Origin of the sequence: Agromyces sp. H66 (assembly GCF_004959775.1) — a bacterium.
Taxonomy (GTDB): domain Bacteria; phylum Actinomycetota; class Actinomycetes; order Actinomycetales; family Microbacteriaceae; genus Agromyces.
The window spans coordinates 232030-257110 of sequence record NZ_SJZG01000002.1; the positions used below are offsets into that span (position 1 = coordinate 232030).

Consider the following 25081-nt stretch of genomic DNA (forward strand, 5'->3'; position numbering starts at 1 on the left):
CTATCGTCCCCACCGGAGTGCCGCGGTCTGCACCGGGGCATCCCACAGTTCGATCATCTCGTCATCGAGCCGCAGCACGGTGATCGACATCCCCTGCATCTCGAGCGAGGTGATGTAGTTGCCGACGAGCGAACGGGAGATCGTGATGTCGCGTTGCTGCAGCACCTCGGCGGCACGGCGGTACGCGAGGTAGAGCTCGATGAGCGGCGTGCCGCCCATGCCGTTCACGAAGAGCAGCACGCGATCGCCGTCGGCGAACGGGAGATCCTCGAGCACCGGCTCGATCAGCCGGTCGACGAGCCGGTCGGCGGGTTCCAGCTCGACCCGGTCGCGTCCGGGCTCGCCGTGGATGCCGATGCCGATCTCGATCTCGTCCTCGGCCAGGGTGAAGCTGGGCTCCCCGGCGTGCGGCACGATGCAGGGCGTGAGCGCGAGGCCCATGGACCGCACGTTCGCGTTCACGCGTTCGGCGATCTCGGCGACCTGGTCGAGCGAGTCGCCGCGCTGCGCGGCCGCCCCGGCGATCTTCTCGACGAGCACCGTGCCGCCCACGCCGCGGCGGCCCGCCGTGTAGAGCGAGTCCTTCACGGCGACGTCGTCGTCGGTCACGACCGCGCGCACCGTGATGCCGTCGGCGGCGGCCAGGTCGGCGGCCGTCTCGAAGTTCAGCACGTCGCCCGTGTAGTTCTTCACGATGTGGAGTACCCCCGCGCCGCCGTCGACGGCCTTCGTGGCGGCGAGGATCGGATCGGGCGTCGGCGAGGTGAAGACCGCACCGGGCACCGCGGCGTCGAGCATGCCGAAGCCGACATATCCCGCGTGCAACGGCTCGTGGCCGCTGCCGCCGCCGCTGACGATGCCGACCTTCCCGCTGACGGGCGCGTCGGCCCGCACGACGTGGATCGGGTCCACCTCGACTCGGACGATGTCGGCGTGGGCGAGCCCGAACCCGGCGACCGATTCGTCGACGACGCGCTTCGGGTCGTTGATGATCTTCTTCACGAGTATCCCTTCCCCATCGCTGCCGCACGCCGTGCGACCGTGCATCGGCGTCGACGCAGCACTCCCCCGTCAACCTACGCCCGCGCCGCAGCCCGCCGGAAGGGGCTCCGATGAAATCGGAGAGACCATTCCCACCTGAACGCCCGCTGAGTATGGTGGGCAGTGTTCCGCCCCCGGGCGAAGCCCTGAGGGCCAAGCGAAAAGGATGGAAGGTCAACGTGGACGATCTCGGTGTGCTGTTCCTCTCCGAAATGGTCGGGACCGCGATGCTGGTGCTCCTCGGTTGCGGTGTGGTGGCAAACGTCGCCCTCGCGAAGACGAAGGGCTTCAGCGGTGGGTTCCTCATGGTGAACGTCGGCTGGGGACTTGCGGTCTTCGCCGGTGTCATCGTCGCCTATGCTTCTGGCGCGCACATCAACCCGGCGGTCACCCTCGGCCTCGTCGCGAACGGTGCCACGGAGTTCGGCAACCCGAGCTTCGGCACCACGGTCCCGGTCGATGTCGTCTCGGTTCTCGCGTTCATCGGTGCGCAGTTGCTCGGCGGCATCATCGGCGCGGTCTTCGTGTGGCTGGCCTACAAGCAGCACTTCGACGACGCGCCCGAGCCTGCGGCGAAGCTCGGCGTGTTCTCGACCGGTCCGGCGATCCGCTCCTACGGCTGGAACGTCATCACCGAGGTCATCGGCACGTTCGTGCTGGTCTTCGTGGTGATCGGCTTCGGCCGTCAAGGGGATGCCTCGGGGCTCGCGGCCCTCGGCGCGCTCCCCGTCGCCCTGCTCGTCATCGGCATCGGCGCCTCGCTCGGTGGTCCGACGGGGTACGCCATCAACCCGGCGCGCGACCTCGGGCCGCGCATCGCGCACGCCATCCTCCCCATCCGCGGCAAGGGATCGTCGGACTGGGCCTATTCGTGGGTCCCGGTCGTCGGCCCCATCATCGGCGGGCTCCTCGCCGGCTGGGCCGCCATCCCGCTCCTTCCCCTGCTCGGCTGAACCCGGCGGGGCCGGTCCGCGAGAACCGGCCCCGCCGCGTTCCGCAGGTTCTCCGTGCCGCCGCCGGTGATGGCGGGGCATCCGCAACATCTGAGAGGAAGTCATGGCTGACTACATCCTGGCGATCGACCAGGGCACGACGTCGTCGCGCGCGATCATCTTCGACAAGAGGGGTTCCATCGTCGCGACCGGACAGCTCGAACACGAGCAGATCTTCCCCAAGGCCGGCTGGGTCGAGCACGACCCCATGGAGATCTGGCGCAACACGCGGGAGGTGATCGGCCAAGCGCTCGGCAAGGCCGACCTCACCCGCCACGACATCGCGGCCGTCGGCATCACCAACCAGCGCGAGACGGCCGTGGTGTGGGACAAGAACACCGGCGAGCCCGTCTACAACGCCATCGTCTGGCAGGACACCCGCACCCAGCCCATCGTCGACCGGCTCGCGGCCGACGGTGGCGTCGAGCGGTTCAAGCAGGACGTCGGACTTCCGCTCGCGACGTACTTCTCGGGCACGAAGATCGTGTGGATCCTCGAGAACGTTCCCGGCGCCCGCGAGAAGGCGGAGGCGGGCGACCTGCTGTTCGGCACCACCGACTGCTGGGTGCTCTGGAACCTCACCGGCGGACCCGACGGCGGCGTGCACGCGACGGATGTCACGAACGCGAGCCGCACGATGTTCATGGACCTCGCGACCCTCGAGTGGCGCGACGACATCCTCGCCGCGTTCGGCGTGCCGCGTTCGATGATGCCGGCGATCCGGGCGTCGTCGGAGGTCTACGGCACGGTCGAGCCGTCGAGCCTCCTCCGGGAGGTGCCGGTCGCGGGCATCCTGGGCGACCAGCAGGCGGCCACGTTCGGGCAGGCGGCGTTCGATCCGGGCGAATCGAAGAACACCTACGGCACCGGCAACTTCCTCATCTTCAACACCGGCGAGGAGATCGTCCACTCCAAGAACGGCCTGCTCACGACGCTCGGCTACAAGCTGGGCGACGACAAGCCGCACTACGCGTTGGAGGGCGCGATCGCCGTCACCGGCTCGCTCGTGCAGTGGGTACGCGACAACCTCGGGCTCATCTCGAACGCGTCCGAGATCGAGGACCTGGCCAAGACCGTCGACGACAACGGCGGTGCGTACTTCGTGCCGGCGTTCTCGGGCCTGTTCGCGCCGTACTGGCGACCCGACGCCCGCGGAGCGCTCGTCGGCCTCACCAGGTACGTGCACAAGGGGCACATCGCCCGGGCCGTGCTCGAGGCGACCGCGTTCCAGACCCGCGAGGTGCTCGACGCGGTGAACGCCGACTCGGGTGTCGACCTCACCGAGCTCAAGGTCGACGGCGGCATGATCGCCAACAACACCCTGATGCAGTTCCAGGCCGACATCCTTGGCGTGCCCGTCGTGCGTCCGGTCGTGGCGGAGACCACGGCGCTCGGCGCCGCCTACGCGGCCGGCCTCGCGGTCGGCTTCTGGTCGAGCCTCGACGAACTCCGAGCCAACTGGCAGGAGGACTCGCGCTGGGAACCGAAGATGGAACCCGCCGAGCGCGACCGCCAGTTGCGGCTCTGGAAGAAGGCCGTCACGAAGACGTTCGACTGGGTCGACGACGACGTATCGCACGGCTGATGCGGAGCATGCAACAGCAATGAGGTGAGGGGTCCCGCGGCATCCGCGGGGCCCCTCGTCGTCACCGCTTCGTGGCCGCGATCCACTCCTCGAGCTTCCGGGCCGCCGCGCCGCTGTCGATGGCTTCCTCGGCCACGGCGAGCTTGTCGCGGAACCGGTCGAGCACGGCGCGCTGGAACTGGCTCGGGTCCTTCGCGAGCTCGAACGACACGAGGCCGGCGGCCGCGTTGAGCACGACGATGTCACGCACCGGGCCGCGCTCGCCGGCGAACACGCGGTGCACGATCTCGGCGTTGTGGGCGGCGTCGCCGCCGACGAGCTCGTCGATCGTCGTGCGCTGGATGCCGAGCTCGCGCGGGTCGAGGTCGTGCTCCTTGACCGTGCCGCGCGAGACCTCCCAGATGTGGCTGTGCCCGGTGGTGGTGAGCTCGTCGAGGCCGTCGTCGCCGCGGAACACGAGCGCCGTCGCCCCGCGCGTCTGGAAGACGCCGACGATGAGCGGGACGCGATCGAGGTTCGCGACGCCCACGGCCGATGCCTCGGGCCGGGCCGGGTTGCAGAGCGGGCCGAGGAAGTTGAAGACGGTCGGCACGCCGAGTTCGGAACGGACCGGGCCGGCGTGGCGGAAGCCGGGGTGGAAGGCGCCGGCGAAGGCGAAGGTGATGCCGACCTCCCCCAATACGCGGGCCACGCGCTCGGCGGGCAGCGACAGGTCGAGGCCGAGCGCGGCCAGCACGTCGGAGGATCCCGAGGCCGAGCTCGCGGCCCGGTTGCCGTGCTTGATCACGGGGACTCCGGATGCCGCGGCCACGACCGAGGCCATCGTCGACACGTTCACGGTGCCGAAGCGGTCGCCCCCCGTTCCGACGATGTCGAGGGCCATCGGGTCGACCTGCAGCGGGACCGCGTGCTCGAGCACGGCGTCGCGGAACCCGACGATCTCGTCGACCGTCTCCCCCTTCACGCTGAGGGCGATGAGGAACCCGGCAAGCTGGGCAGGCGTGACCGTGCCGGTCATCACCTGCTCCATGCACCACGCCGCGTCCGACACGCTGAGGTCCTCGTGCTCGAGGAGCGCGGAGATGATGGTCGGCCAATTCTGTCGGGTGGGCATGGACTCGATCCTATCCGCCGGATTCAGGGCGGATTCCCGGCTTCGACACATGCGAATTTAGGGTTCCCTTACCGGCCGGGACGGACACTGCTGTCCGGGATGACGAAAACTCACCCGCGATTTCGGCCATAATGGTGTGCGTGACGAGCACCTCAATCACTTATCAGGCGAGCGCGCCCGTGATCAAACGACCGAACACCGTCGCGGTGGGCACGATCGTCTGGCTCGGCAGCGAGGTCATGTTCTTCGCTGGTCTGTTCGCGATCTACTTCACGCTGCGGTCGATGTCGCCCGAGTTGTGGGAGTTCGAGGCGAATCGCCTGAACTTCCCGTTCTCGTTGACGAACACGATCATCCTCGTGGCGTCGTCGTTCACGTGCCAGTTCGGCGTGTTCGCAGCAGAGCGGCTGCAGCCCTACGCCACCGGCTGGAAGCCGACGCAGTGGGGCATGGTCGAGTGGTTCTTCCTCACCTACGCCATGGGCGCCGTGTTCGTCGCCGGCCAGATCTGGGAGTACGCGTCGCTCGTCTCCGAGGGCATCGCGATCGACTCGAACGCGTACGGGTCGGCGTTCTACCTCACCACCGGCTTCCACGGCCTGCACGTCACCGGCGGTCTGATCGCGTTCCTGCTCGTCATCGGTCGCGTGTTCGCCGTCAAGAACTTCGGTCACCGCGAGGCGACGAGCGCGATCGTGGTGTCGTACTACTGGCACTTCGTCGACGTCGTCTGGATCGGCCTGTTCCTCGTCATCTACGTCCTCAGATGAGTCCCGGCAGGAGCGCCACGAACAGCATGCCCGCGAACAGGAAGAAACTGATGAACCGCTCGAAGCGACGCACCGGCCGCCGGCACCCGCTCGCCACCGCCGCGCTCCTCGCGCTCGGACTCGTCTTCACGGGTGGCGCGTATGCGGCACTGAGCTCCGGCTCCGTGGCGCAGGCCGAGGCGGAGCCCACCTCGCAGCAGACGATCGAGGAGGGCAAGAAGCTCTTCCAGGCGAACTGCTCGACGTGCCACGGCCTCGAGGCGCAGGGCTCCGACGACGGGCCGAGCCTCATCGGCGTGGGTGCGGCATCCGTCGACTTCCAGGTCGGCACCGGCCGCATGCCCATGCAGATGCAGGGGCCGCAGGCGCAGGTGAAGCCGCCGCAGTTCACCGACGAGCAGGTCAAGCAGCTCGCCTACTACGTGGCGTCGCTCGGACCCGGTCCCGACATCCCCGCCGACCACCTCGTCAACGGCGGGGGCGATGCAGCCAACGGCGCCGAGCTCTTCCGCATCAACTGCGCCATGTGCCACAACGTGGCCGGCGCGGGCGGTGCGCTCACCGAGGGCAAGTTCGCGCCGCCGCTCACGGATGTCTCCGGGGTGCACATCTACGAGGCCATGGTCACGGGCCCGCAGAACATGCCGGTCTTCAACGACCTGAACATCTCGCCCGAGGACAAGCGCGACATCATCACGTACCTCAAGTACGTCCAGGACAACCGCTCGCCCGGCGGTTTCGAACTCGGCTCGCTCGGTCCGGTCGCAGAGGGGCTGTTCATCTGGATCTTCGGTCTCGGCGCGATCGTCGCGATCACCGTGTGGATCACGGCGAAGTCCAACTAGCGCACGCCCGGCACCGCAGCAGCTGAAGAAGGAGAACCATGGCCCAGGACGACCACAGCGGCGTCGACCTCGTCGCCGCCGACTCGTCGCACGCCGAGCAGGAGTTCGCCGGCTCGACCGGCACGGCGGTCATCCCCCACGACGCGTTCGAGAACCCCGGCTTCGAGCCGCATCGCCTTCGTGTGACCGACGAGGACCCCAAGCGCGAGAAGCGCGCGCAGCGCACGGTCTACACGCTCTTCTACCTCTCCGTCCTCGGCAGCGTGTGGGCGATCGCCGCGTACATGCTGTTCCCGATGGAGTCGAACGACGTCGGCGCCGTGCGCCTGAACAACATGTTCGTCGGCATCGGCGTCACGCTCGCTCTGCTGGGCCTCGGCTTCGGCGCCGTGCACTGGGGCAAGTCGCTGATGACCTCGGCCGAGTCGATCGACATCCGGCATCCCATCGGCGGAGCCCCGGCGACCCAGCAGGGCGCCGTCGAGGTGATGCGCCAGGCCGATGAGGAGTCCGGATTCAGCCGGCGCACGGTCATCCGGAACAGCCTCATCGGAGCGCTCCTCGCCTTCCCCCTTCCGGCCGTCGTGCTATTCCGCGGCCTCGGCCCGCAGGACCAGCTGCCCGTCGAGCTGCTGAGCCACACGATGTGGAAGCAGGGCACCCGCCTCGCGCTCGACCCGTCCGGCGTCCCGATCCGGGCGTCCGACGTCACCATCGGCAGCGCCTTCCACGTGATCCCCGAGGGGCTCAACGACCTGGAGCACGGCAAGCTCGAGGAGAAGGCCAAGGCGGCCGTGCTCCTCATGCGCCTCGACCCGGCCGACCTCACGGAGTCTCCCGAGCGCGCCGACTGGTCGTACCAGGGCATCGTCGCGTACTCGAAGATCTGCACCCACGTCGGATGCCCCGTGGCGCTCTACGAGCAGCACACGCACCACCTGCTCTGCCCGTGCCACCAGTCGCAGTTCGACGTGACGAACCACTGCGAGGTCATCTTCGGCCCGGCCAAGCGTCCGCTGCCGCAGCTTCCGATCGCCGTCGACGATGAGGGCTACCTCATCGCACAGAGCGACTTCACCGAACCCGTCGGCCCGAGCTTCTGGGAGCGCCATTGAGCACCGCAACGACCCGATCAACTGCGCCCGAGAAGCGTTCGTTCACCGCGGCGGCATCCGAGTACGTCAACGATCGAACCGGCATCGCCGTCGCGATCAAGGGGCTCGGGCGCAAGGCGTTCCCCGACCACTGGTCGTTCCTCCTCGGCGAGGTCGCGCTCTTCAGCTTCATCGTCGTGCTCGTCTCCGGCACGTTCCTGACGTTCTTCTTCCAGGCGTCGATGGCCGAGGTGCACTACGACGGCTCGTACGTACCGCTCAAGGGCGTCGAGATGTCGGTGGCGATGGCCTCGACCCTCGACATCTCGTTCGACATCCGCGGCGGACTGTTCGTGCGGCAGATGCACCACTGGGCGGCGCTGCTCTTCGTCGCCGCGATCGGCCTGCACATGCTGCGCGTGTTCTTCACCGGCGCGTTCCGCAAGCCCCGTGAGATCAACTGGGTGTTCGGCTTCCTCCTCTTCATCCTCGCGATGGCCGAGGGCTTCACCGGATACTCGCTCCCCGACGACCTGCTCTCGGGCAACGGCCTGCGCATCATCGACGGCATGGTCAAGGGCATCCCCCTGATCGGCACGTGGACCTCGTTCCTCCTCTTCGGCGGCGAGTTCCCCGGCACGGCCATCGTGGGGCGCCTCTACACGCTGCACATCCTGCTCCTGCCGGCGCTCGTGGTGGCGCTCATCGCCGTGCACGTCGGCTACGTGTTCATCCACAAGCACACGCAGTTCGCCGGACCTGGGCGCCAGCCGACGAACTCGGTCGGCCCGCCCGTCCTGCCGATCTACGCGGCCAAGGCCGGCGGCTTCATGTTCATCATCTGGGGCGTCATCGCGCTCATCGCGTCGCTGTTCACGATCAACCCGATCTGGAACTACGGCCCGTACGACCCGTCACCGGTCTCCGCGGGAACGCAGCCCGACTGGTACATCGGCTTCGCCGACGGCGCCCTTCGACTGATCCCGCCGGGCTGGGAGTTCGTGTGGCTCGAGCGCACGTGGTCGTTCAACATCCTCGTGCCCCTCATCGCGATCGGCATCTTCCTCGTACTCGTCGTGAGCTACCCGTTCATCGAGGCGTGGATCAAGGGCGACCGGCGAGAGCACCACATCGCCGACCGTCCCCGCAACGCGCCCACCCGCACGGCGATCGGCGCCGCCGGTGTCACGTTCTACGCCGGCCTCTGGGCCGCGGCGAGCTCCGACCTCCTCGCGACGCACTTCTCGCTCACCATGGAGGGCGTCATCAACGCGCTCCAGGCGACGGTGATCCTCGGACCGATCATCGCGTACTTCATCACCAAGCGCGTCTGCATCGCGCTCCAGAAGAAGGACCGCGAGATCGTGCTGCACGGCTACGAGTCGGGTCGCATCGTGAAGCTGCCGGGCGGCGAGTTCATCGAGGTGCACCAGCCTCTCGACGAGTACGACCGCTGGCGCCTCGTGAGCTTCGAGTCGTACGAACCGCTCATGCTCCGCCCGAATGCACGTGGCAAGATCACTGCCGGGCAGCGCCTGCGGGCATCCCTGTCCCGTTGGTTCTTCGAGGACCGCATCGCTCCGGTCACGAGGGGTGAGCTCGAGGCGGCGCACTCCGGCCACCACGCCGCCGAGGTGGACACCACCCACAGCTGAGGCAGCGGCTCACTCACCGATTCGGGCACCGGAAACCCATGTCGATCGACTCGACGTGGCTCCGGTGCCCGAACTGCTTCGCCGATCTCTCCCCTGTCGACGACCGTGTGTACGGCTGTGAGCGCGGCCATCGATTCGACCGCTCGAAGCACGGATATCTCACACTGCTTCCTCCGAGGGCGCCGCGGACGCTCGGCGACGACCGGGAGATGCTCGCCGCCCGCGCGGCGGTTCTCGGCCGCGGCGCCTATCTGCCGATCGCCGAGGAACTGGCCCGCACGGCCTTCTCCGCCAACGGACCCGTGTCAGGCCGGCCGCGCGTCGCCGATCTGGGCTGCGGCACCGGGTACTACGCCGGACACCTGAGCGCGGCCCGGCACGAGGCGAGCTTCCTGCTCGCCGACCGCTCGCCCCATGCGGTGCGGAGCGCCCTGCGAGCGGTGCCCGGTGCCACCGGTGTCGTCCTCGACATCTGGCGGCCGCTGCCCCTGCGCGACGAGGTCGCCGATGTCATCCTCAACGTGTTCGCGCCTCGCAACCCGAAGGAGTTCGCCCGCATCCTCAGGCCCGGCGGTCGAGTGGTGGTCGTCGTCCCGCGCGCCGATCACCTCCGTGAGCTCAGGTCGAGCGGGCTGCTCGTCGACGTTCCGGCGGCGAAGGCGAACGCGGTGACGGAGCAGCTGGCCGCAGCCGGCCTCGTCCGGATCAGCGAGGTCCCGGTGCAGTACGTGCTCCCGACAGACTCCGACACTCGCGCGATGCTCGCCGGCATGGGACCATCCGCGCACCACGCCGGCTCACTCCCGGGCATCCCCGCCGACGGCAGCGCCGACGTCACGATCGCGGTGGACGTCCTCTCCTTCGAGCTCGCCTCGCCGCCGGGCTGAGACCGGGTGCATACTGGGCGCATGCCCGACTGCTGCAGCCCGGGATCGCCGCGATACGAAGGCGTGTTCGACGATCGCTTCGCTCATGACATCGCCGAGCGGTACCGCCGGCGCGGACTGACCGCGCCCGAGCATCGCATCGTCGACCATCTGGCCGGGATCGGCTTGGCCGATCGCAGCGTTCTGGAGATCGGGGGCGGCGTCGGCGAGATCCAGCTCGAGCTCCTCTCGCGCGGAGCCTCCCTCGCGACGAACCTGGAGTTGTCGGGCGCCTACGAGGCCGAGGCTCGCGCGCTGCTGGTCGAACGCGGCGTCACGGACCGCGCTGACCGGCTCGTCGGCCTCGACCTGGCGTCGGACGGCGATCGTATCGCCGCGGCCGACTTCGTGGTGCTCCATCGGGTCGTCTGCTGCTACCCCGACTCGGAGCGGCTCCTGGAAGCCGCGGCCGCCCACGCACGTCGTGCCGTCGTGTTCAGCCATCCGCCGCGAACGTGGTTCACACGTCTGTCGGTCGCCCTGAGCAACGCGTGGATGCGAATGCGCGGACGGGAGTACCGCGGATACGTCCACTCCCCCAGGGCGATGTACGGCGCCCTCGAGCGCGCCGGATTCGGGATCCACGTGCTTCGGACCGGCGCGAAGTGGTGGGTCGTCGCTGCGGCCCGGGCATGAACGTGCTGGTCGACATGGAGAGGCCCTGGTACCTGCGTAGGTACCAGGGCCTCTCGTCTCGCCTGCGTCAGCGGGCGAAGTTGCCGCGGTAGTACTCGTACACCCAGCCGACGATGCTCACGAGGAAGAGCACGAAGGCGATGGGGAACATCCACCACCCGACCGCGAGGGAGAGGAAGCCCAGAGCAGCCGATCCGGCGAGCATGATCGGCCACCAGCTCCACGGGCTGAAGAAGCCCAACTCAGGGTCGCCGTCGTCGACGTTCGCGTCGAGACGATCCTCGGGGAGTTCCGCTCCCTGCGCGCTGCGCACTCGACCGAGATAGAACGCGATGAATGCGGAGAGCACGAATGTGAGCCCGAGTGCGACGGTGCCCGCCCATTCGGGGTGCGTCCATTCGTTGCTGGCCGAGGTCCAGGTGGCATACAGCACGGTGTCAGCCGCGAAGAAGACCGCCAAGATCCAGAACAGGACGACATTCGCGCGCATCTACTTGACTTCCTTCGTCGCTGCATCGTACACGGGTGCGTCGGGCGCGTCCTTCGCCGGGCCGATGCCCACCGGGATGCCCGCCTCGGGGTGGTTGAGGTCGAACGCCGGCGACTCCGAGCGAATGCGCGGGATGGAGGTGAAGTTGTGGCGCGGCGGCGGGCAGCTGGTCGCCCACTCGAGCGAGCGGCCGTAACCCCACGGGTCGTTGACCGTGACCTTCGGCGCCCGACGGGCCGTGATGTACACGTTCAGGAAGAACGGGATCATCGAGACCGCGAGGATGGCGGCGCCGACCGTCGAGAGCTGGTTCATCCAGGTGATGTTGTCTTCCGGCAGGTACGAGTAGTACCGGCGCGGCATGGCCAGGACGCCGAGCCAGTGCTGGATGAGGAACGTCGTGTGGAACCCGATGAACAGCAGCCAGAAGTGCCACTTGCCGAGCGTCTCGTTGAGCATCTTCCCGGTCCACTTCGGCCACCAGAAGTAGAAGCCCGCGAACATCGCGAATACGACCGTGCCGAAGATGACGTAATGGAAGTGCGCGACGACGAAGTACGTGTCGGAGACGTGGAAGTCGAGCGGGGGCGACGCGAGGATGACGCCGGTGAGACCGCCGAACACGAACGAGATGAGGAATCCGATCGCCCAGACGATCGGTGTCTCGAAGGTGATCGATCCTCGCCACATGGTGCCCACCCAGTTGAAGATCTTCACACCCGTCGGCACGGCGATGAGCATCGTCATGAGCGCGAAGAACGGCAGCAGCACCGATCCCGTGACGTACATGTGGTGCGCCCAGACCGTCGCCGACAGCGCGGCGATGGCGATGGTCGCGTAGATCAGGGTCTTGTATCCGAAGATCGGCTTGCGGCTGAAGACCGGGAAGACCTCTGAGATGATGCCGAAGAACGGCAGCGCGATGATGTAGACCTCGGGGTGACCGAAGAACCAGAAGAGGTGCTGCCAGAGGATCACTCCGCCGTTCTCGGGGTTGTAGATCTGGGCACCGAGGATGCGGTCGGCAGCGGCGGCGAGCATCGCGGCCGCGAGCACCGGGAACACCATGAGGATCAGGATCGACGTGACGAGGGTGTTCCACGTGAAGATCGGCATGCGGAACATCGTCATGCCGGGTGCGCGCATCGTGATGATCGTCGTGATGAAGTTCACCGCACCGAGGATCGTGCCGAATCCCGACAGGCCGAGGCCGACCATCCAGAGATTGCCGCCGACTCCTGGTGAGAACGTCGTCGAGGCGAGTGGCTGATACGCGAACCAGCCGAAGGACGCCGCACCCTGCGGGGTGAAGAACCCGGCGACGGCGATCAGCGAACCGAAGTTGAAGAGCCAATAGGCGAACGCGTTCAGGCGCGGGAACGCGACGTCGGGAGCCCCGATCTGGAGCGGCATGAGCACGTTGGCGAAGCCCGCGAACAGCGGGGTCGCGAACATGAGCAGCATGATCGTGCCGTGCATCGTGAACAGCTGGTTGTACTGCTCACGCGTCTGGACGATCTCGAGGCCGGGCTGGAACAGCTGGGCGCGGATGATGAGCGCCATGATGCCGCCGACGCAGAAGTAGATGAACGAGGTGATCAGGTAGAGATACCCGATGACCTTGTGATCGGTGGAGGTGATCCACCGCACGAGGATGTTGCCCTTGCGCTCGACCTTCGAGGCGCCGATCGGCAGGCTGCTCGACTGCGGCCGAGCCGGTGCGGTCGTGGTGCTCATTCGGCTTCCTGCTCCTCTTTCAGTTCGGGTGCGCCAGCGCCGGGCTGGTTCTGGTTGCGGTTGTACTCGACGGAGAGCTGCCCCTCTTGGCCGAGGTCGCGAAGCGACTCGATATAGGCGTCGTACTCCTCCTGGGAGACGACCTCGACGTTGAACAGCATCAGCGAGTGATACTCACCGCAGAGCTCGGCGCACTTGCCGGCGAACGTGCCCTCGCGCTCCGGCACGAACGACATGTAGTTCGTCTTGCCGGGGATCATGTCCTTCTTGTAGAGGAAGTCGGGAACCCAGAACGAGTGGATGACGTCGCGGGCCTCGAGCTTGAGCTCGACGTTCTGACCGACGGGCAGGTAGAGGGTCGGGAGGTCGGTCACGGTGCCGGCCGGACCCTCGTCGGAGACCTGGCCCTGAATGCCGGGCGAATAGACGTCCTCATCCGTGTAGTTGATGTCCCACGACCACTGCTTGCCGATCACCTCGATGTGCACGTCCACGTCATCCTCGGCGAAGCGCTGCTCGATCGCGGCCTGATCGCGGGCGGTGAAGGCGAAGAACCCGAGCACGAGGATGAGCGGGACGACGGTGTAGAACACCTCGATCGGCATGTTGTACCGCAACTGCACCGGAAGGCCCGTCTGGCCCTTGCGGCGGCGGTACGCGACCATCGCCCAGATGGTGAGTCCCCAGGTCACGACGCCCACGACCAGCAGCACGATCCACGACGTGACCCAGAGGCCCGAGATGCGGTCGGTGTGGTTCGTGGTCGGACCCGCTCCCTCCTCGAACCCCGGAAGGAATCCGTTCAGCTGGGCCTGCGTGCATCCGGCGAGGACGAGGCTGAGCGACGCTGCGATCGGAATAGCAGCCCATCGGAGACGGCGATTGTGGCGCACCGGTGACCTTTCGGGAGACTCGAAGGCGCTTCACAGCGAAGCGCGGTGATCGGTCCCTAGCCTACTCCGACTCGACAGCCGGGGTGTGCACCGGAGAGCGGTGTCCGGCGCGTCGGAGGTGGAATTTCCGGCTCGATCAGCCGAAACGCCGAAGGGGGGTCGCGTGCGCGACCCCCCTTCGGGAGCGGAATCCGGGCCGGAATCAGTGGAAAGAGTCACCGCACGCGCAGCTGCCCTGCGCGTTGGGGTTGTCGATCGTGAAGCCCTGCTTCTGGATGGTGTCCTCGAAATCGATGGAGGCGCCGTCGAGGTACGGCACGCTCATCTTGTCGACGACGACCTCGACGCCCGAGAAGTCCACGACCGCGTCGCCGTCGAGGAGTCGCTCGTCGAAGTAGAGCTGGTAGATCAGTCCGGAGCATCCGCCGGGCTGCACCGCCACGCGGAGCCGGAGGTCGTCGCGGCCCTCCTGTTCGAGGAGGCTGCGGACCTTGTCGGCGGCCGTGTCGGTCAGCTTCACGCCGTGCATCGTCTCGGTGATCGTGTCGCTCATGTCTCTCCTCGGTGCGTCAGGGAACGCGGATGTCTCCGACAATGGTAACCGGCGGAACTGCGAGTCGGCCCCACGCGCGCTCAGAACCCTCAGGAACCCGTGCGAGCCTCGAGACGGGCGAAGAACAGGGCCTCCGCGAGCAGCGCGCGCTTGAACACCCCGAGGTGCAGCGATTCGTTCGGGCTGTGCGCACGCGAGTCGGGGTCCTCGACGCCGGTCACGAGGATCTGCGCCTCGGGGAACTCCTCGACGAGCTCGGCGATGAACGGGATCGATCCGCCGACGCCGATCTCGAGGGGCTCCCTCCCCCACGCCTCGGCCATGGCCGCACGCGTCTCGGCCACCGCCCAGCCGCTGGTGTCGACGAGGAACGGCTGACCGGTGTCGACGTCCTCGAAGGTGAGCCGGGCACCGAACGGCGCGTGCGCCTCGAGGTGGGTCCTGATGGCCGCGAACGCCTCGGCGGCGTCCTGGCCCGGGGCGATGCGGGCACTCACCCGCACCCGCACGCCGGGAACGAGCGTGTTCGACGCATTCGCGACATCCGGTGCGTCGATGCCCGTCACGGTGATGGCCGGCTGCGCCCAGATCCGGGACAGGAGCGTGCCGTTGCCGATCGGCGTGACGCCGTCGAGCAGCCCCGCCTCGGCTCGCAGCTGCGCCTCGTCGTAGGACGGGGTCGTGAGGTCGATGCTGCGCAGGCCATCGACGGCGACGGAGCCGTCGTCCGCCCACATCGAATCGAGCAGGCGGATCGCCGCCAGCATGGCGTCGGGAGCGGCACCTCCGAACATGCCGGAGTGCGACGCGTGCGCCAGCGTGTCGATGCGGAGGTTGAACGCGACGGCACCGCGCAGCGCGACCGTGATGGCCGGCGTCTCGACGTCCCAGTTCCCCGAGTCGGCGACGATGATCGCGTCGGCCGCGAGGAGGTCCCGGTTCTCGTGCAGGAAGTTCGCGAACGAACGCGACGCCCACTCCTCCTCGCCCTCGATGAAGACCGCGAGTCCGAGGTCGAAGTCGCCGGCGGCCTCCGCGAAGGCGCGGATGGCGCCGACGTGCGCCATGATGCCGGCCTTGTCGTCGGCGGCGCCGCGGCCGTGCAGGCGGTCGCCTCGCTGGGTGGGCTCGAACGGCGGCGTCTCCCAGTCCTCGTCCCGGCCCGGCGGCTGCACGTCGTGGTGCGCGTAGAGGAGCACCGTCGGGCGTCCGTTCCGCGCGGCCCGGCTCGCGACGACCGCGGGCTGGCCGAGCTCGGCGCCGTCGGCGACCGGCGCACGGCGAACGTCGACGAGTTCGAAGACGCCCGTGCCCCGCAGGAGCTCGGCGACGGCGTCGGCGCTCGTGGCCACGTGCGCGGGGTCGAAGGCCGGCCAGGAGACGGACGGGATGCGCACGAGGCGGGCGAGATCGGCGACGGTCGCGGGGAATCCGGCGTCGACCGCCTGGCGGATGGCGTCGGCGGCCTCGTGGGCGCCGGCGACCGTGGATCCGGTGGGATGGGTCTGGGTCATGCCGGTAATCTTAAGGGCAACCGATTCGAGGACTCCCGTGGCAAAGCACCCCACCAACACCCCTGCGCCCGAGGCCGGCGCCGACGACGAGGCATCCGCGACCCCCAGGGTCGGCAAGGGAGCCCCCACCCCCAGCCGCGCCGAGCGCGAGGCCGCACGCAAGCGTCCGCTCGTGCCGAACGACCGCAAGGAGGCGGCGCGGCAGGCCCGGGCGAAGCAGGCGGCGGCCCGCGAGCGTGCCCGCGTGGGCATGGCGATGGGCGACGACAAGTACCTGCCCGCGCGCGACCGCGGCCCGCAGAAGAAGTACGTGCGCGACTACGTCGACGCCAGGTTCAGCATCGGCGAGATCCTCATCCCGTTCATGTTCCTGATCATCCTGCTCACGTTCGTGCCGAGCGCCGAGGTGCAGGCGATCGGCATCATGGCACTCTGGGCCTTCTTCCTGGTGGCCGTGCTCGACGTGGTCATCCTCGGCTTCATCCTGACCCGCAAGGTCAGGGCGAAGTTCGGCGAGGACAAGGCTGAGCGCGTGCGGTGGTACGCCGCGATGCGGGCGCTCCAGCTTCGTCCGCTCCGGCTGCCGAAGCCGCAGGTCAAGCGCGGTCGGTACCCGGCCTGAGCCCGGCCCGGGCCGCGGTCAGTCGCGGGCGTAGGCTCCGGCGCGGATGAGCGGGATGCGCGTCTCCTCGTCGGTGAGCGAGCCGTGCTGGCCGATCATGGACTCCCCCTGCCGGTTCGCCTCGCGACGGTCGTAGTAGGCGACGCCCGACCGCGCGGCGATGAGGATGTCGCCGATGCGTTCGCGCACCTCATCGGCGACGGGACCGAACACGCCCGCCTCGATCGCCTCGTCGCGCCCGAGCACCCAGGCGCGGTGACCCTCGGCCGCGCGCCAGCCCTCGACGAGCGCCGAGCGCGCCGCGGCGTCGAGTTCGGGCTCGACGTAGAACGAGAAGAACCGCGGCTCACCGCCGACGTGCCGGATCCCCTCGAGGAGTTCCGGGCGAGTGTCGACGAACACGTGGCGACGCGCCGGCACGTCGATCACGCCGTGGTCGGCCGTCACCAGCACGCCGACGCCGCGCGGCAGGCCGCGCTCGAACGCCGCCAGCTCGGCGTCGAGCTGTTCCAGGGCGGCGAGCCAGCGATCGGACTCCCATCCGTGCGCGTGCGCGATGCGATCGAGCTCCGACACGTAGACGTAGACGAGGCATCGCGGCTCGGTCGCGACCACGTCGCGGGCCACGGCGAAGGACTCGGCGATCGTCCCCGCCGCTCGGTACTCGACGCCGCGCAGCACCGCACGCGAGAAGCCCGACCCGATGTGCTTGGGCGATCCGACCGCGAAGCTCCGGGTGCCGGCATCCCTGGCCGTCTCGAAGAGCGTCGGCACCCGCTGCCAGGTCTCGGGCACCATCCGGTCGTCCCAGCCGTTGAGCTGGTTCACGATCCGGTCGTTGGCGCGATCGAGCACGCGATAGCCGACGAGGCCGTGCTCCCCCGGCATCCGCCCGGTGGTGAGGCTCGTGATGCCCGCCGCGGTCGTCGAGGGCAGCACGGTGCGGATGACGTCGCGCCGCGACATCCGTGCCGCCAGGAAGCGCGCGTGACCGGCCCGTGCCTGGATGTTGGCTGCGCCGAGCCCGTCGACGAGCACGACCACGGCGCTGGATGCCGCGGGCAGTCCGAACAGGTTCGACTCCCCGCTGAGGCTGGCGAGCGAACTGCCGAGCACCCCGGTGAGCCTCGGGGCACTGACGGCGGGCACCGGTAGCATTGCAGGCATCGCGCCCAGTCTGGCACAGGCCGGGCGCGGCCCCGTTCCCCCGCGTGCCGAGCACGCCAGCCCCAGAGACGACGGATGACCCGAGCAAAGAACCCGCCCGCCGACGAGCCGATCGTCGAACGCATCGAAGACGTCGACGTCGCCACCGAGATGCAGGGCTCGTTCCTCGAGTACGCCTACTCGGTCATCTACTCGCGGGCCCTGCCCGATGCGCGCGACGGGCTGAAGCCCGTGCAGCGACGCATCCTGTTCGGCATGTCCGAGATGGGGCTGCGTCCCGACCGCGGTCACGTCAAGTCGTCGCGCGTCGTCGGCGAGGTCATGGGCAAGTACCATCCGCACGGCGACACCGCGATCTACGACGCCCTCGTGCGCATGGCGCAGCCGTTCACGTTGCGGGTCCCGCTCATCGACGGGCACGGCAACTTCGGCTCGCTCGACGACGGGCCCGCGGCCCCCCGCTACACCGAGGCCCGGCTGGCCGCCTCCGCGCTCGCGATGACCGACGGCCTCGACGAGGACGTCGTGGATTTCGTGCCCAACTACGACAACTCCGCCCAGCAGCCCGACGTGCTGCCCGCCGCCTACCCGAACCTCCTCGTGAACGGCGCGAGCGGGATCGCCGTCGGCATGGCCACGAACATGGTCCCGCACAACCTCATCGAGGTCGTGGGCGCGGCCCGGCACCTCATCGCCCACCCCGACGCGACCCTCGACGAGCTCATGGAGTTCGTGCCTGGCCCCGACCTGCCCTCGGGCGGCACCATCGTCGGGCTCGCCGGCATCAAGGACGCCTACGCCACCGGGCGAGGCAGCTTCAAGACGCGCGCCAAGGTCTCGATCGAGTCCATCACGGCACGCAAGATGGGCCTCGTCGTCACCGAGCTGCCCTACCTCGTCGGACCAGAGAAGGTCATCGAGAAGATCAAAGACGGGGTGAACGCGAAGAAGATCAGCGGCATCTCCGATGTCACCGACCTGACCGACCGCACGAGGGGCCTCCGCCTCGTCATCGGCATCAAGACCGGCTTCAGCCCCGAGGCCGTGCTGGAGCAGTTGTACCGGCTGACGCCGCTCGAGGACTCGTTCAACATCAACAACGTCGCCCTCGTCGACGGCGGTCCGCAGACGCTCGGACTGCGTGAACTGCTGCAGGTCTACGTCGCCCACCGCATCTCGGTCGTCACCCGCCGGTCGCAGTTCCGCCTCGCCCGCAAGCAGGAGCGCCTGCACCTCGTGGAGGGGCTCCTCATCGCGATCCTCGACATCGACGAGGTCATCCAGGTGATCCGCACGAGCGACGAGGCCGACCAGGCGCGCACCCGCCTCATGGACGTCTTCGACCTCACCCAGGTGCAGGCCGAGTACATCCTCGAACTACGGCTGCGCCGCCTCACCAAGTTCTCCCGCATCGAGCTCGAGACGGAGCGCGACCGGCTGCGCGCCGAGATCGCGGAGCTCGAGGAGATCCTCGCGAACCGGCACCGCATCGAGGCCCTCGTCTCCGACGAGCTCGCCGAGGTCGCCGAGCGCTATGGCACGCCCCGGCGCACCCTGCTCACCGATGCGCGTCCGAGCGTCGCGCGCGCGTCGGCGAAGCACGCGGCGGTCGCCCTCGAGGTGGCGGATGTCCCGTGCCGGGTGTTCCTCAGCGTCACGGGCCGCATCGCGCGCGTCGACCTGCCCGAGGGCCCCGAGGGCCCGGTCGCCATCACGACGCCGGCACGCCGAAGCAAGCACGACGCGATCCGCTCTTCACTCGACACCACGAGCCGTGCCGAGATCGGCGCCGTCACGAGCCTCGGCCGACTCATCCGGTTCACGCCCGTCGACCTGCCGATGCTGCCGCCGACCTCGGTGCAGCTCGGCGCCGGCGTGCGCGTGGCCGACTACCTCGCCCTGCCGAACCGGGACGAGAAGGTGCTCGCCCTGGTCTCGCTCGACGCCGACCGGTCGATCGCGCTCGGCACGAAGCTGGGCGTCGTCAAGCGCGTCTCGACGGGCGCCTATCCCAACAAGCCCGAGTTCGAGGTGATCGGGCTGAAGGCCGGCGACGAGGTCGTCGGCGCGGTGCAGGGCGACGAGACCGACGAGCTCGTGTTCGTGGCATCCGATGCACAGTTGCTGCGCTTCCCGGCAGCGTCGGTGCGTCCGCAGGGCTGCCCGGCCGGCGGCATGGCGGGCATCAACCTCGCCAGTGGCGCGCACGTCATCCACTTCACGAGCGTGCCGGCGGATGCCGCAGCCGACGCCGTGGTCGTCACGATCGCCGCGAGCAACGAGACCCTCCTCGGCACCGATCCCGGAAGCGCCAAGGTGAGCGCCTTCGCGGAGTTCCCCGGGAAGGGCCGTGCGACCGGCGGCGTGCGGGCGCAGCGGTTCCTGAAGGGCGAGGACGCCCTGCACCTCGCGTGGGTCGGCCGCTCCCCCGCCCTCGCGGTCGGCGTCGACGGGTCGGCGAGGCAGTTGCCCGACGGCGGCGCGAAGCGCGACGGGTCGGGGCAGGCGCTCGAGGCGGTCGTCGCGGCGGTCGGGTCGCGCATCGGCTGAGACGCGGCCCGCGTCGCCGGCTCGGCCATAGGCCGTGATGCGAGTCGCCGCGAGCTTCCCGCGGTCGCCCTCGGCGCCATGATTCGATACTGCGCGCCCGACTCACGGCCGTGGCGCCCTCGCCCGCCCCACCACGGGTCGCGGCTCAGCGTTTCGAACGCGAGTCGATGCCATCTGCACCGCTCCGGCCGGCTCACGGTGCAGTTGGCATCCATTCGTGATCGGCCGCGAGCCGCGGGCCGCGGGCCGACCATCCCGCCTGCACGGGGCATCGCCGACCACCCCACGATCCGCCCACCGGCTCAGGGCATCGATGCAGCCAGCCCGATGACCCGCCCGGTCAGGCGTCGATGCGGTCGCGCTCCAGCGCGTCCGAGCTGTCGATGATGAACTCCTTGCGCGGGGCGACGTCGTTGCCCATCAGGAGCTCGAAGACGCGGCCCGCGTTCTCGGCATCGCCGAGGCCCACCCGGCGCAGCGTGCGATTGCGCCTGTCCATGGTGGTCGTCGCAAGCTGGTCGGCGTCCATCTCGCCCAGGCCCTTGTAGCGCTGGATGGGGTCCTGATAGCGCTTGCCCTGCTTCTTCAGGGTCGCGAGCACGCCCTGCAGCTCGGCCTCCGAGTACGTGTAGATGGTGTCGTTCGGCTTGGAGCCCGGATTCATCACGACCACCCGGTGCAGCGGCGGCACCGCAGCGAACACGCGGCCCTCCTCGATCATCGGCCGCATGTAGCGGAAGAAGAGGGTGAGCAGCAGGGTGCGGATGTGGGCACCATCGACGTCGGCGTCGCTCATGATGATCACCTTGCCGTACCGCGCCGCCGACAGGTCGAAGCTCCGGCCCGAGCCGGCTCCGATCACCTGGATGATCGAGGCGCACTCGGCATTGCCGAGCATGTCGGAGACGCTCGCCTTCTGCACGTTGAGGATCTTGCCACGGATCGGCAGCAGCGCCTGGTGCTCGCTGTCGCGCGCGAGCTTCGCGGTGCCGAGCGCCGAGTCGCCCTCGACGATGAACAGCTCGCTGTGCGCGACATCCGTCGACCGGCAGTCGACGAGCTTCGCCGGCAGCGACGAGCTCTCGAGCGCGTTCTTGCGTCGCTGCGTCTCCTTGTGCGCCCGCGCGGAGATGCGGGACTTCATCTCGGCGACGACCTTGTCGAGCAGCAGGGCCGACTGCGCCTTGTCGTCGCGCTTCGACGACGAGAACCGGGCACCGAGCTCCCTCGTGAGCACGTTGGCCACGATCGCGCGTGCGGCGGGCGTGCCGAGCACCTCCTTCGTCTGGCCCTCGAACTGAGGCTCGGGGAGCCGCACGGTGATGACCGCGGTGAGGCCGGCGAGCACGTCGTCCTTCTCGAGCTTGTCGTTGCCCGCCTTCAGCCGCCGCGCGTTCTGTTCGACCTGCTGCCGGAGGAACTTCAGGAGCCCCTGCTCGAAGCCGGTCTGGTGGGTGCCGCCCTTCGGCGTGGCGATGATGTTCACGAACGACTTCACGATCGTGTCGTAGCCGGTGCCCCAGCGAAGCGCGATGTCGACCTGGCACTCCCGCTGCAGTTCGGTCGGCACCATCGCACCGCCCTCGGTGAGCACGGGCACGGTCTCGGTGAAGCCGCCCGAGCCGGTGAGGCGCCACACGTCGGTGATCGGGGCATCCGTCGCCAGGTGCTCGACGAACTCGGAGATGCCGCCGTCGAACTGGAACGAGGTGGTGTGCGGCTCGGGTCCGCGCTCGTCGGTGACGTCGATCGCGAGGCCTGGCACGAGGAACGCGGTCTGGCGCGCCCGGCCGAGCAGCTCGTCGGTCTGGAACTCGGCGCCCTTCGTGAAGATCTGCCGGTCGGCCCAGTATCGGATGCGGGTGCCGGTGACGCCCTTCGCGACCTTGCCGACCACGCGGAGCTCGCTGTGCTCCTCGAACGGCGTGAACGGTGCGTCCGGGGTCGGCTCTCCCGTGTCCTCGAAGAACCCGGGCTCGCCACGGTGGAACGACATGGCCCACGTGCGCCCGTCGCGGTCGACCTCGACGTCGAGTCGTTCGGAGAGGGCGTTGACGACGGATGCCCCGACCCCGTGCAGGCCGCCGGACGCGGCATAGGAGCCCGAGCCGAACTTGCCGCCGGCGTGCAGCTTGGTGAAGACGACCTCGACGCCCGAGAGGCCCGTCTTGGGCTCGGCATCGACGGGGATGCCGCGGGCGCGGTCGCGCACCTCGACGCTGCCGTCGGGATGCAGGATGACGCCGATCTCGTTGCCATGGCCCGCGAGCGCCTCGTCGACGGAGTTGTCGATGATCTCCCACAGGCAGTGCATGAGGCCCCGGGAGTCGGTCGACCCGATGTACATGCCGGGTCGCTTGCGCACCGCCTCGAGGCCTTCGAGGACGGAGAGATGGCGGGCGGAATAGTCGGAGCTCACGTCGGTCAAGCCTACTGACGCCGGGCGACACGACGCGTGAGGCGCTACGCGCACAGCGAAATGCCAGCCTCAACGGGAGGATCCCCCTCCTGCGCGTGCTTTCATTGAGGGACGGAATCATCGAGGTCGAGCAGGAGGAGGAGCCATGACCCAGTACACCGAGACCACCGGTGCGGTCGAGGAACTCGACACCCCGTATGAGCTCACTGCGCTCGACCGCTGCGACGCCTGCGGTGCGCAGGCCTACATCCGAGTCGTCGTCGCCAATGGCGAGCTGCTCTTCTGCGCCCACCACGGCCGCAAGCACCAGGAGAAGCTCGCCCAGATCGCGCAGAGCTGGCACGACGAGTCGAGCCGCCTGCTGGCGGAGGGTCGCGACTGACGCCGCCGCCCCACGAACGCATGAACGCCCCGGCCTCGGCCGGGGCGTTCGGCATTTCCATGCCGGTGACCGCGCAGGTGCGGATGCCCCGACTCAGCCCCGCGCCAATGGCGCCGCCGCGCGAACCGCACCGAGCTGCGCCTCCCTGGCCGCGGTCGCGTACTCGTCCACCATGGCGGCGCGTGGACCCGGCTCGTACGCGAGGCTCGCACGCTCGGCGGCGACGCCGAGGAGGTGGTCGGCGAACGCCGGGTTCTTCGCGAGCACCGGGCCGTGAAGGTGAGTGCCGATGACGGAGCCCATCACGACGCCCTCCTGGCCGGATCCCCGGCTGTTGCCGACGCCCGAGCGCACGCGACCGAGCGGCGAGCCCTCGGCGCCGACGTACTCGCGGGCGTGGTTCTCGAAGCCGACGAGCGTGCCGAAGCGCGGCGAGGCGACCACGAGGTCGCCGGTGATGCGCGCCGGCGCCGGCACCGCACGGCCGGGCAGGATGCCGAGTCCCTCGACGCTCGATCCGTCGGGGCGTTCGATCCCCCAGCTGAGGAGCTCCCACCCGGTGCCCACCGCGAGGATGGGAACGCCCTCGGTGCCCCAGGTGCGAAGTTCGTCGTGCATCGTGAGCAACCGGCCTCGGCTCTGCTCGAGCGACGAGTCGCTGCCGGACCCGAGCACGACGGCGTCGACACGAGCGGGAAGCTGCTCACGCGTGTCGACGGCCACGACCCGGGCCTCCAGGCCGGCCCACTCGGCGCGGCGACGGAGCACCGCCGCGTTCTCGGAGTCTCCGTTCGTGTTCTGGTACGCGGGCAGCAGGGCGACGATGGTGAGGGTCATTCCGCTCCCGAGAGTCCGAGGTGGGCCCGAGTGCGCCGCATCGAGTCGGCCGTGAACACGATGGTCTTCACGCCCGACGCTGGGGCGGGCAGGGCGAGGAAGTCGTCGAGGGCGCGCGACAGATCGGTCTCCACGCGATCGATCTCGACGCCGTCGTAGGCGAGCATGAGCGCCGCCTCGGCCGACTTCGAGCCGCTCACGATCGCCACCCGGCGAAGCGACGAGGCATCCGTCGGCCAGAAGTACGAGGGATCGCGCACGTCGGAGCCCATCGCGAAGAGGATCTGCTCAGTGCCCGGTTCGATGCTGTCGACGTTGAGCTGGTAGCTCGTGGGGTTCTGCACGAGCACGAACTCGACCTCGTGGCCGCGCACGGTCACTCGCTCGCCACGACCGAACACGGGAGGGATGGAGCCGAGCGCCTCGTTCGCGGTCTGCGCGGAGAATCGTTCGCCGAGCACGGCCTTCGCCGTCGCGTACGCGGCGGCCGCGTCGACGGCGTAGTGCACGCCGCGAGCCGGCAGCGACGTCGTGATGAACGCCCGGCCGTCGTTGACGAGTGCGGTACGACCGTCGACCCCTTCGACGATGACCCCGTCGCCGGGCGCGAGCCGAGTCGCGCTCGTCTCGGTGTATCCGAGCCCGCGCGGCGTCGCGTCGACGACCGCCTGCGAGACCCCGAACCGATGCACCGCGACCTCCGGCGACACCTGCGCAGCGAGACGCTCGAGGTAGGCGTCGTCGGCGTTCACGATGATCGCCTCGTGCGCGCGCGCCGCGATCTTCGCGAGCATGCCCGCGACCATGTCGGAGTCGTGGAACCGGTCGATCTGGTCGACCATGACGTTCGTCAGGGCGACGGCGCGTGCGTCGACGCCCTGCATGACGAGGGCGCCGTGGCCCTCGTCCATCTCGAGCACGGCCATGTCGCCGGGCACGCGTCCCCGCCAGTCGGCACGTTCGAGGAGCGCCGAGGTGAGTCCCTGGCTGATGTTCGCCGTCGACGGGTTCGTGAACACGTCCACGCCGTGGGCGCGGAGGATCGCGACGAGCATCTTCGTCGTGGTCGACTTGCCGCTCGACCCCGAGACGACGACGAGGCCCTGCGGGAAGCCCGAGAGCGTCCGCCTGAGGTAGCCGGGAGCGATCCGGTTGACGATCAGGCCCGGAATGGCCGATCCGCCGCCGGGCTTGCGCAGCCGGGCGGCGAATCGGACGAGCCTGCCGACGAGGATCGCCGGCGCGTAGCGCACCGGTGG

At 69.0% G+C, this 25081-nt stretch carries 22 protein-coding genes and 1 pseudogene; 12 read left to right on the forward strand and 11 right to left on the reverse strand.

Translation table 11 applies throughout. The annotated features are described in order from the left end of the window. Positions 1–1002, reverse strand: coding sequence for a dihydroxyacetone kinase subunit DhaK (dhaK, locus tag EZM51_RS04405; RefSeq protein ID WP_136707027.1), 1002 nt, complete (start codon positions 1000–1002; stop codon positions 1–3). A 251-nt stretch (positions 1003–1253) separates the two neighbouring features. Here dhaK and EZM51_RS04410 point away from each other — a divergent pair, with 251 nt between their 5' ends. Both EZM51_RS04410 and glpK read left to right on the forward strand, forming a co-directional pair. After that, the gene (locus tag EZM51_RS04410; RefSeq protein WP_136707298.1) at positions 1254–1994 is read left to right on the forward strand and encodes an MIP/aquaporin family protein; all 741 of its coding nucleotides are present in this window, start codon (positions 1254–1256) and stop codon (positions 1992–1994) included. Positions 1995–2097: 103 nt separating this feature from the next. Then, positions 2098–3618, forward strand: coding sequence for a glycerol kinase GlpK (gene glpK / locus EZM51_RS04415; protein ID WP_136707028.1), 1521 nt, complete (start codon positions 2098–2100; stop codon positions 3616–3618). A gap of 61 nt (positions 3619–3679) precedes the next feature. Here glpK and trpD read toward each other — a convergent pair whose 3' ends face one another. Then, complete coding sequence (gene trpD, locus EZM51_RS04420) at positions 3680–4732, reverse strand: anthranilate phosphoribosyltransferase (protein ID WP_136707029.1); 1053 nt, start codon at positions 4730–4732, stop codon at positions 3680–3682. Positions 4733–4863: 131 nt separating this feature from the next. Here trpD and EZM51_RS04425 point away from each other — a divergent pair, with 131 nt between their 5' ends. From EZM51_RS04425 to EZM51_RS04450, 7 genes and pseudogenes are all read left to right on the forward strand, one after another. After that, positions 4864–5502 (forward strand): heme-copper oxidase subunit III, encoded by a 639-nt coding sequence (locus EZM51_RS04425; protein WP_136707030.1) that lies wholly within the window; start codon positions 4864–4866, stop codon positions 5500–5502. Positions 5503–5552: 50 nt separating this feature from the next. Beyond that, positions 5553–6347: a c-type cytochrome gene (locus EZM51_RS04430; RefSeq protein ID WP_136707031.1), complete on the forward strand. Its 795-nt coding sequence runs from the start codon at positions 5553–5555 to the stop codon at positions 6345–6347. Positions 6348–6385: 38 nt separating this feature from the next. Continuing rightward, the gene (locus EZM51_RS04435; RefSeq protein WP_136707032.1) at positions 6386–7462 is read left to right on the forward strand and encodes a Rieske 2Fe-2S domain-containing protein; all 1077 of its coding nucleotides are present in this window, start codon (positions 6386–6388) and stop codon (positions 7460–7462) included. After that, positions 7459–9096, forward strand: a complete 1638-nt coding sequence (locus EZM51_RS04440; protein WP_136707033.1) for a cytochrome bc complex cytochrome b subunit — start codon at positions 7459–7461, stop codon at positions 9094–9096. The genes EZM51_RS04435 and EZM51_RS04440 overlap by 4 nt, the downstream gene beginning before the upstream one ends. 38 nt (positions 9097–9134) lie before the next feature. Further along, positions 9135–9257 (forward strand): annotated as a pseudogene (locus EZM51_RS21310) (putative RNA methyltransferase); the annotation flags it as partial. A 48-nt stretch (positions 9258–9305) separates the two neighbouring features. Continuing rightward, positions 9306–9983 (forward strand): methyltransferase domain-containing protein, encoded by a 678-nt coding sequence (locus EZM51_RS04445; RefSeq protein ID WP_248305463.1) that lies wholly within the window; start codon positions 9306–9308, stop codon positions 9981–9983. A 21-nt stretch (positions 9984–10004) separates the two neighbouring features. After that, complete coding sequence (locus EZM51_RS04450; RefSeq protein ID WP_136707035.1) at positions 10005–10658, forward strand: methyltransferase domain-containing protein; 654 nt, start codon at positions 10005–10007, stop codon at positions 10656–10658. A 67-nt stretch (positions 10659–10725) separates the two neighbouring features. On the opposite strand, the gene EZM51_RS04455 is transcribed toward EZM51_RS04450, so the two are convergent. From EZM51_RS04455 to EZM51_RS04475, 5 genes are all read right to left on the reverse strand, one after another. Beyond that, a complete protein-coding gene (locus tag EZM51_RS04455; RefSeq protein ID WP_136707036.1) occupies positions 10726–11148 on the reverse strand; it encodes a cytochrome c oxidase subunit 4 in 423 nt (140 codons plus the stop codon). Beyond that, the gene (ctaD, locus tag EZM51_RS04460; RefSeq protein WP_136707037.1) at positions 11149–12885 is read right to left on the reverse strand and encodes a cytochrome c oxidase subunit I; all 1737 of its coding nucleotides are present in this window, start codon (positions 12883–12885) and stop codon (positions 11149–11151) included. Beyond that, entirely contained in the window at positions 12882–13778 is an 897-nt protein-coding gene (gene coxB, locus EZM51_RS04465) for a cytochrome c oxidase subunit II (RefSeq protein ID WP_136707038.1), read from the reverse strand. The genes ctaD and coxB overlap by 4 nt, the downstream gene beginning before the upstream one ends. 202 nt (positions 13779–13980) lie before the next feature. Continuing rightward, entirely contained in the window at positions 13981–14331 is a 351-nt protein-coding gene (erpA, locus tag EZM51_RS04470) for an iron-sulfur cluster insertion protein ErpA (protein WP_136707039.1), read from the reverse strand. Positions 14332–14420: 89 nt separating this feature from the next. Continuing rightward, on the reverse strand, positions 14421–15845 hold the full coding sequence (locus EZM51_RS04475) for a dipeptidase (RefSeq protein WP_136707040.1): 1425 nt from the start codon (positions 15843–15845) through the stop codon (positions 14421–14423). A 37-nt stretch (positions 15846–15882) separates the two neighbouring features. Here EZM51_RS04475 and EZM51_RS04480 point away from each other — a divergent pair, with 37 nt between their 5' ends. Beyond that, positions 15883–16467: a DUF3043 domain-containing protein gene (locus tag EZM51_RS04480; protein WP_248305464.1), complete on the forward strand. Its 585-nt coding sequence runs from the start codon at positions 15883–15885 to the stop codon at positions 16465–16467. Positions 16468–16485: 18 nt separating this feature from the next. Here EZM51_RS04480 and EZM51_RS04485 read toward each other — a convergent pair whose 3' ends face one another. Then, positions 16486–17634 (reverse strand): nucleotide pyrophosphatase/phosphodiesterase family protein, encoded by a 1149-nt coding sequence (locus tag EZM51_RS04485; protein WP_136707042.1) that lies wholly within the window; start codon positions 17632–17634, stop codon positions 16486–16488. A 75-nt stretch (positions 17635–17709) separates the two neighbouring features. Between EZM51_RS04485 and EZM51_RS04490 the strand changes: the two genes are divergently transcribed. Continuing rightward, positions 17710–20184, forward strand: a complete 2475-nt coding sequence (locus tag EZM51_RS04490; protein ID WP_136707043.1) for a DNA topoisomerase IV subunit A — start codon at positions 17710–17712, stop codon at positions 20182–20184. A gap of 340 nt (positions 20185–20524) precedes the next feature. On the opposite strand, the gene EZM51_RS04495 is transcribed toward EZM51_RS04490, so the two are convergent. Then, positions 20525–22603 (reverse strand): DNA topoisomerase IV subunit B, encoded by a 2079-nt coding sequence (locus tag EZM51_RS04495; RefSeq protein ID WP_136707044.1) that lies wholly within the window; start codon positions 22601–22603, stop codon positions 20525–20527. Between the two features lie 145 nt (positions 22604–22748). Here EZM51_RS04495 and EZM51_RS04500 point away from each other — a divergent pair, with 145 nt between their 5' ends. Beyond that, positions 22749–22985: a hypothetical protein gene (locus EZM51_RS04500; protein ID WP_136707045.1), complete on the forward strand. Its 237-nt coding sequence runs from the start codon at positions 22749–22751 to the stop codon at positions 22983–22985. 93 nt (positions 22986–23078) lie between these two features. Here the strand turns inward: EZM51_RS04500 and EZM51_RS04505 are convergent, their stop codons facing one another. Both EZM51_RS04505 and EZM51_RS04510 read right to left on the reverse strand, forming a co-directional pair. Further along, positions 23079–23822: a cobyric acid synthase gene (locus EZM51_RS04505; RefSeq protein WP_136707046.1), complete on the reverse strand. Its 744-nt coding sequence runs from the start codon at positions 23820–23822 to the stop codon at positions 23079–23081. Next, a complete protein-coding gene (locus EZM51_RS04510) occupies positions 23819–25075 on the reverse strand; it encodes a MurT ligase domain-containing protein (protein ID WP_136707047.1) in 1257 nt (418 codons plus the stop codon). The genes EZM51_RS04505 and EZM51_RS04510 overlap by 4 nt, the downstream gene beginning before the upstream one ends. Positions 25076–25081 lie beyond the last annotated feature (6 nt).